Origin of the sequence: uncultured Maricaulis sp. (assembly GCF_963975345.1) — a bacterium.
In the GTDB taxonomy this organism is placed as follows: domain Bacteria; phylum Pseudomonadota; class Alphaproteobacteria; order Caulobacterales; family Maricaulaceae; genus Maricaulis.
Genome location: NZ_CAXBGE010000005.1, coordinates 42,200 through 56,232, shown reverse-complemented (window position 1 = coordinate 56,232; position 14,033 = coordinate 42,200). Strand labels below are relative to the sequence as shown.

The following is a 14,033-nucleotide window of genomic DNA, read 5'->3' as shown; positions in this document are numbered from 1 at the left end:
TAGGGATCAAAGTCTGACCCGAAACTCGTTCACCTCCGGAGACTGTTGATCTTGCCGTTGGCCGCAGCCAAATGCTGCTTTCTACACCGTCTGTGCTAAACCTCCCCTGCTTTGACACCAATGCTGACTGGCTTGGGTCGTTCGAACCGGTATCCATCTCATCTAGGAACACGTTGTTCATCGGCCGGCACAAGGGGTGCATATTGTAGATCACGTTCGCCATGATTTTGAGCGTGTTTTGTGCGACGTCGAGGCTCTCACGATCTTGCTGTGAGGCCGACTTGAGTTGCTGCTTCAACTCCTGCCGATGATCTATGAATGCCCGGTTGAAGTCCTCCCGCTTGGGACCGACAATGCCGCCGCCGGGTATGCGAATTGAGACGAGCCCCGTTTGCTGTTCGCCCGGTTCGAATGCCCTTGCGCTGACCACTTCTGGCGCCCTGCCGCTGAGCGAAGTTGCAGCGATGCAGTCGGCCAGCGTGAACCTGAGCGGGTTTTCAGCGGTCAGACGGTTAAGGTCAATCGTGGCCTGCGGTCCTTCACCATAGGCCGCGAGAACTGGAAACAGGTCGTCATCAGGCTTGACCTGCACCAAGGAGCTGGTGCGAGAGCGCAAGTTCTCAGCGGCGGATTTTACAGTCACCCAGAAAGAGGGCGTGCCGGTTGAGCTCGGAGTTGGCTCGTTGTTAACTCTCATAAGGTTGTTCGCTCGGGTCGTTCGTTGTCGCTGATTGTGTCGCAACTACCAGTCTCAAGGCTTCAGCCCGAATGAACAACCTTATGAGGGTTAACACTTAATCGGGCGCCTCCGGCATCCAGGCATGGATGGCCAGGCTCACCGTTCCGCCGGTGAAGCTGCCGCCATTGGCGGTCAGGACGATGGCGGTGTCGGCATAAAAGGCTGTCGGGCCAATGACACCGAGATTGCTGGCCCCTTCTGACACCCCCAGCGAACCACCGAACTTCGACGTCTCGCCGGCAATGCCGCAGTCGAAACTGGTTGCGCCGGTGATGGCTTCAGTGATGCGAACTGAGACGCAGAAGACGATTGAACGTGCCGGTATCATCACACTGGTGACAACACTGGCACCGGTCAGACCAGAGACGCTGTCAGCGATGAGGATGGCGCGGGTTTTGGCACCGCCGGGCGATTGGGCGAGGACGGTGTCGGCACCGGCCAGGATCCAGTTCGAACCGTCAAAGACAACATCGCGTGCCTCATCAAGCACATGCACGCGCCAGCCGGGCTTGGGCGCCATTTCGCTCCAGAAACCATCGCGATAAATCGCCAGCGAACCCACCGCCATCGCTGCCCAGTCATCACCGCTGGCGGCATCGGGGATCAGCCAGCCCTGCCCGTCTTCGGGATCGCCGGGCTGGGCAGCGAGCGTGCGGCTTTGTGCCTGCGCTTGCACCAGCGCATCGAGGCGCAACAGGCTCTCATTCACGGTGACATGTTTTTGCGCCTGGGCCGGCATCACCAGCGGCAGGTCGAGATTGGGTGTAGTCTCCGGCATTATCGGTCTCCATCGCTATTCGTTTCGATTGTGAGACCGGTCCCGGTGCTGTGGGACAGGCGATTTCGCTGTCCATGCCCGCCGCGCGGACTTGACGCGCGGGCCGCGCGCGCCTTTTCTCCGCCCGACACGATGATTGCCTTGCCGCGACAGGATTGCCATGACCGAGACTATCCGCGATTTCGCCGGGGATTTCCCCGCCCAGACGGCCGCCAGCTGGCGGGTCCTGGCCGAGAAAGCCCTGCGCGGCACCGATTTCGAAACCGCGGTCGATCGGCACACGATTGACGGCCTCAAGCGCGGCCCGGTTTTCTTTGATCGCCCTGCAGGCACAGGCGCGGTCGATGCGCTACCGCGCGACGCGAACCTGCCCTGGGGCATGCGCCAGTCCATCGTTGAGGCGAGCCCGGACGAAGCCAATGCCGCGGCGCTCGACGATTTGATCGGCGGTGTGTCGGAACTGGACTTGCGGCTGCAATCAACCGGGCAATTCGGACTCAAAGCCAATGAGATCGACCTGCTCGATGCGGCGCTAAAGGGCGTCGACCTCTCTCTCGCGCCCGTCTATCTCGACAGTCTCGATGGCCAAGGCCATCACGCGCATCTCCTGCTGACCCTGTTTGCCCGACGCCGTCTCGATGGTGAGCATTTGCAAGGCGGGCTCGGCCTGTCGCCCATCGAGCGCGCCGCACGGCAGGGCATCGCGCTGGACGATCAGTGCTTCCCCAAAGCGCGCGCCCTGACCGAGCTGGCCCAGGCAGCCTTCCCGCAGCTCAAAATCTTCCGCGCCGATGCGGCGCTGGCTTTCGAAGCCGGCGGCAGCGAAGTGCAGGAGCTTGCTGTGCTGGCCGCGTCGAGCGCGGCCTATATGCGGGTCATGCTGGAAGCGGGCCTCTCCGCCGACGCGGCGGCGCAGGCAATCGAGGCCCGGTTGGCGGCCGATACCGATATCCACCTGACCATCGCCAAACTGCGCGCCGCGCGGCGTATCTTCGCCCGTATCGCGCAGAGCTTTGGTGCCAGCGAGGCAGCGCAGCGGCTCTCACTGCAAGTCACGACGTCGGGCCGGATGATGAGTGCCAAGGATGCGTGGACCAATATGATCCGTACCGCCTGTGCCGGCTTTGCTGCCGCCGCCGGCGGTGCCGACACCATCACCATCCGCCCCTTCACCGACGCGATTGGCCGCCCGACCGGTCTGGGCCGCCGCGTCGCGCGCAACCTTCACATACTGCTCGCCGAGGAGAGCCATATCGGCAAGGTCACCGACCCGGCCGCCGGCAGCTATCTGCACGAGACTCTGAGTGACGAGTTGGCACAATCAGCTTGGGCCATGTTCCAGGAGATCGAGCGTCGCGGCGGGCTGGTCGAGACCTTCGCCAATGGCTGGCTGCAAGGCGAAATCGCGACCGTGCGCGATAAACGCCTGCAGCAGATCACCAGCGGCGATGACGTCATTCTCGGTGTCACCCAACACCCCGATCCGCACCCCAAACCAGCCGAGACCAATGGAGTATGGCCGGTGCTGAACGCACCGGACGGTGCCCTCACCGCCATTCGCCTGGCGACCCGTTTCGAGGGAGCGACATCATGAGTCATACACCCGATTTCACCACGCTCGACCTCGGCCCCGCCCTGCCTGCCTCCGCGGCGAAGGGCGAGGACTGGACGCCGGCGGAAGGCATCGCCATCCACACCGCCTACGGCCCGGCCGATAGCGACAGCCTCGACTTCATCCACACCGTCCCTGGTGCCGCCCCCTTCGTGCGCGGGCCCTACCCGACCATGTTCCTGCAGCGCCCCTGGACGATCCGGCAATATGCCGGTTTCTCGACGGCGGAAGATTCCAACGCCTTCTATCGCCGCAATCTCGCAGCCGGCCAGAAAGGCCTTTCGGTCGCCTTTGATCTGGCGACGCATCGCGGTTATGACAGTGACCACCCACGCGTCGCCGGCGATGTCGGCATGGCGGGCGTGGCGATTGATTCCATCTATGACATGCGCACCCTGTTCGACGGCATTCCGCTCGATCAGATGAGCGTCTCGATGACGATGAATGGCGCGGTTCTGCCGATCCTGGCGCTGTATATAGTCGCCGCCGAGGAACAGGGCGTGAAGCCGGAACAGCTCTCCGGCACGATTCAGAACGACATCCTCAAGGAGTTCATGGTCCGCAACACCTATATCTATCCTCCGCGCCCATCGATGCGGATCATCTCGGATATTTTCGACTACACCTCGACGCATATGCCGAAATACAATTCGATCTCGATCTCCGGCTATCACATGCAGGAGGCTGGCGCCCCGGCCGATCTCGAGCTCGCCTACACCATTGCCGACGGGCTGGAATATATCGCCACCGGCATTGAAGCGGGCATGGATGTCGACACTTTCGCGCCGCGCCTCTCCTTCTTCTTCGGCATTGGCATGAATGTCTTCATGGAGATCGCCAAGCTGCGCGCCGCGCGGCTTTTGTGGGCCAAGCTGGTGAAGGAACGCTTTGATCCGAAAAGCGAAAAATCGATCTGCCTGCGCACCCATTGCCAGACATCCGGTTGGTCGCTGACGGCGCAGGACGTGTTCAATAATGTCGGCCGCACGGCGCTGGAAGCCATCGCCGCCGTCGATGGCCACACCCAGTCCCTGCACACCAATTCGCTAGACGAGGCGCTGGCCCTGCCGACCGATTTCTCGGCCCGGATCGCGCGCAATACCCAGATCCTTCTGGCCAGCGAGGCCCATGCCTGCGACGCGATCGACCCCTGGGGTGGCAGTCATTATGTCGAACGCCTGACCCATGACCTCGCCGCGCGGGCAATGGATCACATCGCCGAGATCGACGCGCTCGGCGGGATGGCGAAAGCCATCGAGGCCGGCGTGCCGAAGCTTCGGATCGAAGAGGCCGCGGCGCGCACCCAGGCGCTGATCGATAGCGGCCAGCAGACCATCACCGGCATCAATAAATTCCTGCTCGAGGAAGACGAGGACGTGCCCGTCCTCAAGGTCGACAATTATCTGGTGCGCAAGCAGCAGATCGAAAAGCTCGAACGCCTGCGCCAGGAACGTGATCCCGCCAAGCTTGAAGCCGCGCTCGAGGCGCTGGCCGCCTCGGCCGCATCCGGGACAGGCAATCTGCTCGAACTGGCGGTCAATGCGGCGCGCGCCATGGCGACCGTTGGCGAGATCTCCGACGCGATGGAGCGCAGCTTCAAGCGCCATGTCGCCGAGATCAAGGCTGTGACCGGGATCTATGGCCCCGCAGCGGGCGATGACGACAAGGTCCGTCGGGCGCGCGATTGTGCCGCCCGCTTCCTCGACCTCAATGGCCGCAAACCGAAAATCCTGATCGCCAAGCTCGGCCAGGACGGCCATGACCGTGGCCAGAAAGTTGTCGCCTCGGCCTATGCCGATCTCGGCTGGGATGTGGTGATCGGACCGCTCTTCCAGACCCCGGAAGAAGCCGCCACCCTGGCCATCGCCGAAGAGGTCCATGCCGCCGCGGCCTCATCGCTGGCGGCCGGGCATCTCACCCTCGTACCGCAATTACGCGCCGCGCTGTCGGAACAGGGCCGCGATGATATCCTGGTGGTGGTCGGCGGGGTGATCCCGCCCGATGACGAGCCGGTACTGCGCCAGATGGGCGCTGCGGCGGTGTTTCCGCCCGGGACGGTGATCGCCGACAGTGCGTTGATCATGCTGGCGCGGATGGGTGTCGAGGAAGCGGTGGCTCAAGACGAGCAATGACTGTAGCTTGATGGGGCAAGGTATCTGGAGCCGCTGTCATGAAACGCATTCTTCCCCTGCTCGTCCTGCTTCCCGTGCTCGGATTCACCGCCTGCGCCAGCTCGGCCCCGACGCTCTACGCGCCCGCCCATGATGGCCGATACGGCTACTCCGAACGGCAAATCGAACGGGATCGCTTCATGATCCGCTTTGATGCCGGCTCAGACACCAGCGTCGAAGCGGCCCAGGACTTGGCCTTCCGGCGCGCGGCCGAATTCACACTGGAACAGGGTGCTGACTGGTTCGTGGTGGTGCGGACGGATCGCGAGGGCAATGACCGCAACCCGGTCAGCGTCGGAACTTCAGCGAGCTATTCCACCGGCTCGCGCGGATTCTCCAGCCGCGGCATCGGGCTCGGCCTGCGCTACGACACATCTGCGGGGCAAAAATCGGTGACTTTGGAAATCCTGATCCGCACCGGCACGGTGTCGGACGATGCCAATGCCTATGACGCCCGGAGCATTCTCGCACACGCGCGCTGACAAACCGGCCAGAGGCATCAAGCTGGATGTCAGGCCGTCAATTTGCGGGCTTGGCCGACCCAGTCATCGCGGACTATCCGTCCACGACCATTGATGCGGTCATCCCAGCTGGCGATCTCGGTCTCACCCCAAGCCGCGATCTGCGAGATGCGTGTCACGCCGGCCTGTTTCAGACTGGTTGCGGCCTTGGGGCCCAAGCCCTTGATCGCGGTCAAATCGTCTTCGACAACAGCGTCGACCGGCGCCGGGCTCTTCGGTGCGACGACCGGCTTCGCTTCAGCGGGCTTGGCCTTTGCCTTGGCAACAGGCTTGGCAGCAACCGGTTGAACCTTGTCCTCGGGCATATCGGCATGGCCGGTCTTGACCGCGGCAGCCGGCACCCGGTTGGCGGCAGTGGCGCGCGCTTCTGCTTCGCCGAGACGGCGCGCGAGATTGTCGTTCTCACGGCGCAAGGCAATGATGTCGGCGAGCGCCTTGTCGGTCTCGGCGCTACGCGCCTGGCCGCTCCAGACCTTCCATCCGGTCAGAATCCCGAACCCGAAGGCCGCCAAAATCAAAAACCCAATCTGCCAAACCAGCCAGAACATCCCTCAACCCTCAATCGATGAAACTGAAAATGTGATTGCCTGCTGCCGGTCATCGGCCAGCGCGACAATGATACGCGCTTCGTCCGCCGAGCCGCCAGCGAGCAGCGAGCGAACATGAGCCGCGCGTTGGCGCGCCAATTCCGCGCCGCCCTCGGCAATATTGATGGTCACAGAGAGCCGCGCATTAGTCGGGCAAGACGACAAGGTGCGACCAAGCCGACGCAAGGCGATTTCCGTCAGCGGACTGGCCGCAATGCCAGCCGTGTCGAAACGCAATTCATCAGTGCCCTGTGCGGCCCGAATGACCGCAGCGCAGGCCTGAATATCGGGGACATGCACGATCGCCGGGGCCCCGGCCGGAATCACGATCGAGGCGGCCCGGAAAGGCGCAGGCATCGTCAAAAGCGCGTCGGCGACCGAGCGGGCAATCTGTGGATTTTCCGCCTCGCCATACAGCCCACCCTGGGCGCCGTTGAGGACGATCGCACCGCGTTCGAGCCGGGCGAGCTGGCCGAGCAATCGCTTGGCCGCTTCTTCCCATTCCGCCGCCGGCGCGCCGCCTGGGATCAGGGTCAGATCGGAATCCGCGCCATTATGAAAGCTGGCCGTTGCGAACCGGGCGATGGCATCGCGGGCCGCGGCATCGGTCGCGTCGCCGCGGATCAGGACACGGCCATTGACCGCGACATCGGCGCGGAAAGAAAAGCCACGATCTGTCCGGGCATCCGTCGTGTCGTCGATCACCCGGGTGACGCCGCCAGCAATGCGTCCACCTGACCAGGTCGAGCTGGCAACCACATCAAGCGCGATTTCCCGCGCCGTATCATTCGGCGCCGCGCCAGTGAGCGTCGCTTCCTGGCCGCGAAAGTGGACGTGCGCCCACTCCATTTCGCGCCGGTCGAGCGCTGCACGCGCATTGTCTTCCAGCCGCACTTGCAGGCTTGAGACCGAGAATGGGCCGACCGAGATGGCAAGTGCCACGGTCAAGAGGACACCAGCCAAGGCAATGAGCAGAATTTTTCGGGCACGCAGGGTCATGGCAAAATCATCAATGTTCGAACCGGCAGGGAACCGAATCATATGAACCTTTTCAATCATGGTATCGCGGCCAATTCAGGGCAGGCACCCCAAAGCCAGGCCATGATTACAGATTGTGCAGCTTGCGCACAATGCAAGGCTTGAACATACCGCGCTGTGGCACCGCAACACTCGCAAAAGAAAGGGCCGGGCGATGCCGCCCGGCCCCTTCCTGCACAAGGCTGTAGATGGCCTAACGGCGGGCGCGGAGCGTCAGGCCCCATGTCCGTGGCGTACCGAGGAAGGCGTTAAAGGAACCCGGCTGGAAGGGTCCGTCAAAACCAACCTGGATATAATTCTCGTCCGTCAGATTACGGCCCCACAATTCCAGCGACCAGGATTCATCGGCGGAGCCGATGCCGACCCGGGCGTTGAACAGGGTATAGGCGCCCTGGACTTTCTCTGGATCAAGATCGGAACCGGTATTCTGTTCCGAGAGGTAGCGCGCATCAAGATGAGCCAACCACGTCATATCCTGCCCAAAGGTGCCGTTATAAGTCGCGGAACCCGAGGCATACCACTCCGGGGCCAGCGAGAAGTTCTGGCCCGACAGGCGATCAACATCAGGCGTGCCGGTCGGTGCGAATTCGTTATAGGTCGCATCGGCATAGGTGACACCGCCCTGCATGGTCAGGCCCGGCATCGATTCCGGCAACCACAACAATTCCATCTCGGCACCCTGGGTCGACGCGCCATCGATCGAGGTCACGAAGAAGGCGATACCGTTGAAGGTATTGAGCTGATAGGTGTCGAATTCGGACCTGAACAGATAAAAGTTGGCCAACAGCGTGTCATTGGCCCACTCGGTCTTGATACCGATTTCAAAGCTATCGACGGTCTCCGGATCAAACCGCGCCGGATAGGACGTCGGGTCAGCGAGCACGGACGTGAAGTTCACAGCGCTGTCACCGGCCTGGGTGAAACGATCCAGATTGAAACCGCCCGCCTTATAGCCGTGCGAATAGGTCCCATACATCAAGAGGTCGTCATTGAAGCGGTGCGACAGCGAAAGCAGGCCGGAGAATTCGTTCTCCTCAAGCGACTGCGTGTTGTCGATTCGCGAGAAAACGTCGCGCGAGAACGGCAGACAGGTGAAGGTTCCGAACTGCACGAGACTGGCGACCGGCACGCCCGAGCCGAGTGAGAACCCGCCCAGGATCGCCTGGCTCAGAGGAGTCGAAAAATCGAGTGCATCACCAAACACCGCTTCCCAGACATCACAAGCCGGAACATTGCTGTCAGCAAAGTCGAAGTTCGCAGTCTTCTCTGTCCTCGTGTGACGCAGACCGAATGTCAGATCCGTCGAATCGGTGAGGTGCCAGGTATTGTGCGTAAAGAGGCTAAAGCTCGTGCCGTCCTGGGTGAAGGTATCGCCGAGCGGATTGCCGCCCCCCAGTGGCGCACCGGCGCCCGGAGCGAGTGGGACATAGCCGGGAATGAAGGCGCCACCGAGACCGTTGGCGAGCAAATTGACCAGGCCGGGATTGCCACCCAGCAAGCCGAGATAGGCCGAGAAGTCGGAGCCCATCTGGATCGCGTCTGTGCGGACCAGGTCTTCGCTGGAATAGTAGGAACCGACCATCCAGTCGAAATTCTCGCTGGAGCCCGAGAAGCGTAGCTCGAAGGTCGTATTGCCGAAATCGAAGGCGTTGTTGCCAGCATCACGGAAGACGATATCGGCACCCGTGAAATCGGTGTCCTGGCCGGAATTCAGATTATAGGTCCGGTCGGACAGGATCGCCGTCATGTCGAAATTATCGAACTGCCAGTTCAACTCACCACTATATCCATGATCGATGATGTTCTGACCCGTGCCGCGATTGGACTGGATGACCCGGCTGAACGGATCCTCGCTACCCGGCATTGGCCGGCCACCTGGCACGAGCGCATTGATCGCTGCCGCTGTCGGGCCGGAGACGATGCTCGGGGCACCGCAACAATTCTCTTCACGCTTGGTGAGGTCACCAGTCAGCAGAAGGTTTACATTTTCGGTGAAATCAATCAGCAGCTGGCCGCGGAAGGTGTAGAAGTCCTGATCGCCGTCCTCGGTCTCGGTGCGTGGGCCGCCAAAGGTCTGGACGCTCTGGTAGCCGTCCCGCTCGCGGATACCGCCATACAGGCGCAGCGCCATGCTGTCATCAAGCGCACCGGTCATGCCACCGGACACACCCCAACCCGAGGCTTCACCGCCGATATAGTCGAGCTGGATGTGGGAACTGAAATCATATTCCGGCCGCTTGGTGACGACATTGATGATGCCCGCCGTGGTGTTGGCGCCGAACAGCGTGCCCTGTGGTCCACGCAGCACTTCGATGCGCTCGAGTTCACCCAGATCGTTGAAGCCAACGCCGTTGCGGGCCCGTGGCACACCGTCAATGACGATACCAACAGAGGATTCCAGACCGGGATTGTCGCCAACCGTACCAATGCCACGAATCCGTGCGGTCGTCACAAATTCGTTCGAAGTTGAGGTGACGTTGAGGCCGGGCGAAATGATCGCCAAATCCTTGAGATCGTGAACGCCAGCATTCAGCAGCAGCTCTTCATTGTAAGCGGTAACCGCAACGGGCACATCCTGGATGCCCTGTTCGCGCTTCTGCGCGGTGACAGTAATCACGTCCACGCTGCGGCTTTCCTGCGCCATAGCCTGCGCACTGGTCAGCGCAAAAATTGAGACTGCAGCGAACAGGATCGTTTTCTGGGTCGATGACATTACTTTAGCTCCCTCCCGAGCACCGGCGATTTTCCGCCAGCCGTTTTCAATGGCCGCTTTGCGCGTCCTGCCCAAACATTGCGTGATATCGCGCTTCAGGTGAAGCGAAAAAACGGACCCAATCGCCGATACCGATCCGAAATCGTACCGGAAACTCGAATTTCCCCGGAGTGTGGCCTGGCGGTCACATGCGCCCGGGTCGGATTACATCTTGGCCTGCGTGGAAAAACCGGGTCTGATGCGTGGGATATCTGTTGCGGGGGTGATTTGTGTTCAAGATTTTCTGGATAATGCTGGCCATCGCCAGTTCGAGCAGTGCGCTGGCCCAGTCGGAGACCCCGCTTCAGCCTCGCGACATCTTTGCCCTTGAGGCGGCCTCAGACCCGCAGATATCGCCGGACGGCCGCATGATCGCCTATGTCCGTCGCAGCAATGACATCGCCACCGATCAGACCCAATCCCATATCTGGCTGATCGCGAGCGATGGCAGCGACCACCGGCCGCTCGGCAATGGTGGCAATGAGGGACGTACGCCGCGCTGGTCGCCCGACAGCCAAGCGCTCGCCTACCTGCAGGCCGATGGCGAATATATTGGCATCTATGTTCATGCGCAGACCACCGGCAGCGATGTCGAGATTGCTCGTGTTCGTGGCGGCGTCTCCGGTTTGGCCTGGTCGCCTGACGGAACGCGGCTGGCCTGGGCCGGCTTTGTCGGCGAGCAGCGCGTTCAAGCCGCTGCCCTGCCGCCGCGCGAGGCCGATATGGAATGGGCCGCCAGCGCTATGGTCGAAGACCGGCTCGTCTTCCGCTTCGACGGCGTCGGTGACCTGCCACTTGGCCGTCAGCAAATATTCGTCGTCGATGCGACCGGTGGCACGCCGGTGCAACTCACCACCGATCCGCTTGGTGCCAGCAGCGATTTCGTCTGGTCGGTTGACGGCGATGCGATCCTGTTCTCCTCCGACCGCCGCGAGAACAGCGAAACGTTGGCGCCCGATCCGGAAATTTACCGGCTGGCTCTTACCGATTCCAGCCTGACGGCCCTGACCGACCGCGAAGGCCCCGACCTCGCGCCACGCCCCTCGCCCGATGGGAGCTTGCTTGCCTATCTCGGCTATGACGACCATCGCATGGGCTATGACAACGTGCTGCTCTATGTCGCCAATGCTGATGGTAGTGCACCACACGCCCTTTCCGCCTCGCTCGACCGCTCGGTCTCCAATCCGCAGTGGAATACCGCTGGCGACGCGCTCTACGTCCAGTTTGAAGACCAAGGCCAAACGGTGATCGCCTCAATCGACCTGGGCGGTCACATCGAACGCCTCGCCACGGGCCTCGGCCCCGAGACCCTCAGCCGGCCCTATGCGGGCGGCACGTTTACCGTTTCACGCGACGGCCGTATCGCAGCGACCGTCAGTACGGCGCAACGCCCGTCCGATGTGGCAACCGCCGCCGCAGGCGAATCCCTGCACAATCTGACACGTCTCAATGCCGACCTGCTCGCCGACCGCACGCTGTCGGATGCCGAAACCGTACACTGGAATTCTCCGGCCGACGGGCGCGAGATCGAGGGCTGGGTGCTGTATCCGCCCGGCTTCGATCCGCAGGTGCAGTATCCGATGATCCTCGAAATCCATGGTGGCCCCTTCGCCGCCTATGGACCGGTCTTCTCCGGTGAACTGCAATTGATGGCCGCAGCCGGCTATGTCGTGCTCTACGCCAATCCACGCGGCTCAACGAGCTATGGCTATGAATTCGCCAATCTGATCCACCATGCCTATCCCGGCCAAGACTATGACGATCTGATCGGCGGCGTGGAGATGATGGTCTCGCGCGGCTTCGTCGACCCTGATCGCCTGTTCGTCACCGGCGGCTCCGGCGGCGGCACACTGACCGCGTGGATCATCGGCTCGACGGATCGCTTTGCCGCCGCCGCCGTCGTCAAGCCGGTCATCAACTGGGCGAGCTTCGTGCTCTACTCCGATCTGCCGCAATTCTTCTATCGCTACTGGTTCGCCAGCGCGCCGTGGGAGGACCCGATGGAGTATTGGCGCCGGTCGCCGCTTTCCCGGGTTGGGAATGTCTCAACCCCGACTCTGGTGATGGTCGGCGGCGCCGATGTCCGCACCCCGCGCGCCGAGGCCGAGCAATATTACTCCGCCCTGCGCCTGCGCGGTGTCCCCTCACGTCTGGTGATCATCCCCGACGCCTTTCACGGCATAGCAAATTCAAGGCCGAGCCGGTTGTTGGGCAAGACGGCCGAAATCCTGCGCTGGTTCGACACCTATGATCCCGCCAGGGAGGCAGGCGTGGAATGACCGCACTCCGGCTCGCTGCCATCCAGGCTGCCCCGGTCCAGTTCGACAAGGCGGCGTCGGTTGAGAAGGCCTGTGGCCTGATCGCCGAAGCTGGGCGTCTGGGTGCCACGGTTGCGGCCTTCGGCGAAACCTGGCTGCCCGGCTACCCCTTCTTCATCGAAGCACCAGTCGGCGATCTCTGGTGGGAAGCCGCCGCCCTTTATCTCGAGAACGCCATCACTCTGCCGGGCCCGGAAACCGACGCATTGTGCGCTGCAGCCAGGGCTGCCGGCATTGATGTGGTGATCGGCATTGCCGAACTCGATCCGGCAACGCGCGGCAGCATCTATGCCAGCCTGGTGTTCATCAGTCGCGAGGGCACCATTCTCGGCCGCCACCGCAAGCTCAAGCCAACCCATCACGAGCGCTCGATCTGGGCCGATGGCGACGCGCAGGGTCTGCAGGTCTACGCACGTGAATATGGCCGTCTGTCAGGGCTCAATTGCTGGGAGCACAATATCGTGCTGCCCGGCTTTGCCCTGATTTCCCAGGGCACACAGATCCATGTCGCCGCCTGGCCGGGCCATGAACCGGCCAATGCGCCCAGCAATCCGGTCTGGTCGCGCCAGCTTCTGCTGTCGCGCGCCTTCGCCAGCCAGGCGGGTGCCTATGTCATCGCTGCCGCCGGGCTGCGCCTCGACGCGCACGTGCCCGAACGCTTCAAATCCCTGAATACATTCGAGCATACCGGCCAGAGCTTCATCATCGATCCGCGTGGTGAAGTGATTGCCGGGCCTGCCGAGGGCGAAACCATCCTGATCGCCGAGGCGGATCTGGCCGAAGTGCGCAAGGCCAAGCTGGCCTGCGATCCGGCCGGCCATTACGCCCGGCCGGACCTGTTCGAGCTCAAACTGCATGGCCAGACCATCTACCCACCCAAATCTGATTAGGCAGACACGCTCGGACGCTTGGAAATCGCCTCGCGCCAATTGGCCAGATGCACCAGTTCCGGTGCAGGCTTGAGCTTCACCCAAGCGGCGAAATCGACGAAGACATAACCCGCGATATCGGCGGCACTGAAACCATCGCCCGCCAGGTAATTCGCCTCGCCCAATCGCCGGTCCATGACGGTGAAGAAAGCTTCTGCCCGCTTGCGGCCTCGCTGGGCCAGGGCCGGGATTTGTTCATACTGATCCGGCCCGGGAATCGCGGCGCCTTTGAAGAATTCCGACGTGTTGCGCAGGGCTTCAGCGGCACCCATGAAGCCGTCCCACTCGACCCGTGCCAGCCATTCGGCGACCAGGGCCTTTTCCACCGGATCACGGCCCAGCAAAGACGGCTCCGGGCAGATTTCCTCCAGATAACGCGCGATCGAGGCGTTGTCGCACAACACCGTACCGTCATCGAGCGCCAGCGCCGGCACCGTGCAACGCGGATTGATCGAGCGGAAGGGCGCCTCGAACTGGGCTTTGGCGCCGAGATCAACTTGCACCGTTTCGATCTCGAGCCCCTTCTCGGCGATGAAGATGCGCGAGCGTCGCGGACTGGGTGCCGTCTTGCAGTCGTAGAATTTCATC

The 14,033-nt window shown here is 62.3% G+C and carries 10 protein-coding genes; 5 read left to right on the top strand and 5 right to left on the bottom strand.

What is annotated here, in order from left to right:
- Window positions 1-794 precede the first annotated feature (794 nt).
- Window positions 795-1,517 (bottom strand): DUF2793 domain-containing protein, encoded by a 723-nt coding sequence (locus AAC029_RS06590; RefSeq protein WP_339745377.1) that lies wholly within the window; start codon window positions 1,515-1,517, stop codon window positions 795-797.
- A gap of 160 nt (window positions 1,518-1,677) precedes the next feature.
- Between AAC029_RS06590 and AAC029_RS06585 the strand changes: the two genes are divergently transcribed.
- Genes AAC029_RS06585 through AAC029_RS06575 form a run of 3 tightly spaced genes read left to right on the top strand, consistent with a single transcriptional unit; the run spans window position 1,678 to window position 5,782 of the window.
- Entirely contained in the window at window positions 1,678-3,111 is a 1,434-nt protein-coding gene (locus AAC029_RS06585; protein ID WP_339745374.1) for a methylmalonyl-CoA mutase family protein, read from the top strand.
- Window positions 3,108-5,261, top strand: a complete 2,154-nt coding sequence (gene scpA, locus AAC029_RS06580) for a methylmalonyl-CoA mutase (protein WP_339745371.1) — start codon at window positions 3,108-3,110, stop codon at window positions 5,259-5,261. The genes AAC029_RS06585 and scpA overlap by 4 nt, the downstream gene beginning before the upstream one ends.
- Window positions 5,262-5,299: 38 nt before the next feature.
- Complete coding sequence (locus AAC029_RS06575; protein WP_339745367.1) at window positions 5,300-5,782, top strand: hypothetical protein; 483 nt, start codon at window positions 5,300-5,302, stop codon at window positions 5,780-5,782.
- Between the two features lie 29 nt (window positions 5,783-5,811).
- Here the strand turns inward: AAC029_RS06575 and AAC029_RS06570 are convergent, their stop codons facing one another.
- The 3 genes from AAC029_RS06570 to AAC029_RS06560 all read right to left on the bottom strand — a co-directional run bounded on the left by AAC029_RS06570 (window position 5,812) and on the right by AAC029_RS06560 (window position 10,159).
- The gene (locus AAC029_RS06570; RefSeq protein WP_339745364.1) at window positions 5,812-6,369 is read right to left on the bottom strand and encodes a hypothetical protein; all 558 of its coding nucleotides are present in this window, start codon (window positions 6,367-6,369) and stop codon (window positions 5,812-5,814) included.
- Between the two features lie 3 nt (window positions 6,370-6,372).
- A complete protein-coding gene (locus AAC029_RS06565) occupies window positions 6,373-7,407 on the bottom strand; it encodes a hypothetical protein (protein WP_339745362.1) in 1,035 nt (344 codons plus the stop codon).
- Between the two features lie 232 nt (window positions 7,408-7,639).
- The gene (locus tag AAC029_RS06560; protein WP_339745359.1) at window positions 7,640-10,159 is read right to left on the bottom strand and encodes a TonB-dependent receptor; all 2,520 of its coding nucleotides are present in this window, start codon (window positions 10,157-10,159) and stop codon (window positions 7,640-7,642) included.
- A gap of 269 nt (window positions 10,160-10,428) precedes the next feature.
- Here AAC029_RS06560 and AAC029_RS06555 point away from each other — a divergent pair, with 269 nt between their 5' ends.
- Together AAC029_RS06555 and AAC029_RS06550 are read left to right on the top strand one after the other, a co-directional pair.
- Window positions 10,429-12,477 carry a S9 family peptidase gene (locus AAC029_RS06555; protein ID WP_339745356.1) on the top strand — a complete coding sequence of 683 codons (2,049 nt, stop codon included), beginning with the start codon at window positions 10,429-10,431 and terminating at the stop codon, window positions 12,475-12,477.
- Window positions 12,474-13,406, top strand: coding sequence for a carbon-nitrogen hydrolase family protein (locus AAC029_RS06550; protein ID WP_339745354.1), 933 nt, complete (start codon window positions 12,474-12,476; stop codon window positions 13,404-13,406). Before AAC029_RS06555 ends, AAC029_RS06550 begins: the two co-directional genes overlap by 4 nt.
- On the opposite strand, the gene AAC029_RS06545 is transcribed toward AAC029_RS06550, so the two are convergent.
- Complete coding sequence (locus tag AAC029_RS06545) at window positions 13,403-14,032, bottom strand: glutathione S-transferase (protein WP_339745351.1); 630 nt, start codon at window positions 14,030-14,032, stop codon at window positions 13,403-13,405. The two genes, AAC029_RS06550 and AAC029_RS06545, sit on opposite strands and share 4 nt — an antisense overlap.
- Window position 14,033 lies beyond the last annotated feature (1 nt).

What these genes read in the sequence shown, in the direction of transcription:
- AAC029_RS06590 (WP_339745377.1), bottom strand. Translation starts at nt 1,517, where the DNA reads ATGCCGGAGACTACACCCAATCTCGACCTGCCGCTGGTGATGCCGGCC.
- AAC029_RS06585 (WP_339745374.1), top strand. Translation starts at nt 1,678, where the DNA reads ATGACCGAGACTATCCGCGATTTCGCCGGGGATTTCCCCGCCCAGACG.
- scpA (WP_339745371.1), top strand. Translation starts at nt 3,108, where the DNA reads ATGAGTCATACACCCGATTTCACCACGCTCGACCTCGGCCCCGCCCTG.
- AAC029_RS06575 (WP_339745367.1), top strand. Translation starts at nt 5,300, where the DNA reads ATGAAACGCATTCTTCCCCTGCTCGTCCTGCTTCCCGTGCTCGGATTC.
- AAC029_RS06570 (WP_339745364.1), bottom strand. Translation starts at nt 6,369, where the DNA reads ATGTTCTGGCTGGTTTGGCAGATTGGGTTTTTGATTTTGGCGGCCTTC.
- AAC029_RS06565 (WP_339745362.1), bottom strand. Translation starts at nt 7,407, where the DNA reads ATGACCCTGCGTGCCCGAAAAATTCTGCTCATTGCCTTGGCTGGTGTC.
- AAC029_RS06560 (WP_339745359.1), bottom strand. Translation starts at nt 10,159, where the DNA reads ATGTCATCGACCCAGAAAACGATCCTGTTCGCTGCAGTCTCAATTTTT.
- AAC029_RS06550 (WP_339745354.1), top strand. Translation starts at nt 12,474, where the DNA reads ATGACCGCACTCCGGCTCGCTGCCATCCAGGCTGCCCCGGTCCAGTTC.
- AAC029_RS06545 (WP_339745351.1), bottom strand. Translation starts at nt 14,032, where the DNA reads ATGAAATTCTACGACTGCAAGACGGCACCCAGTCCGCGACGCTCGCGC.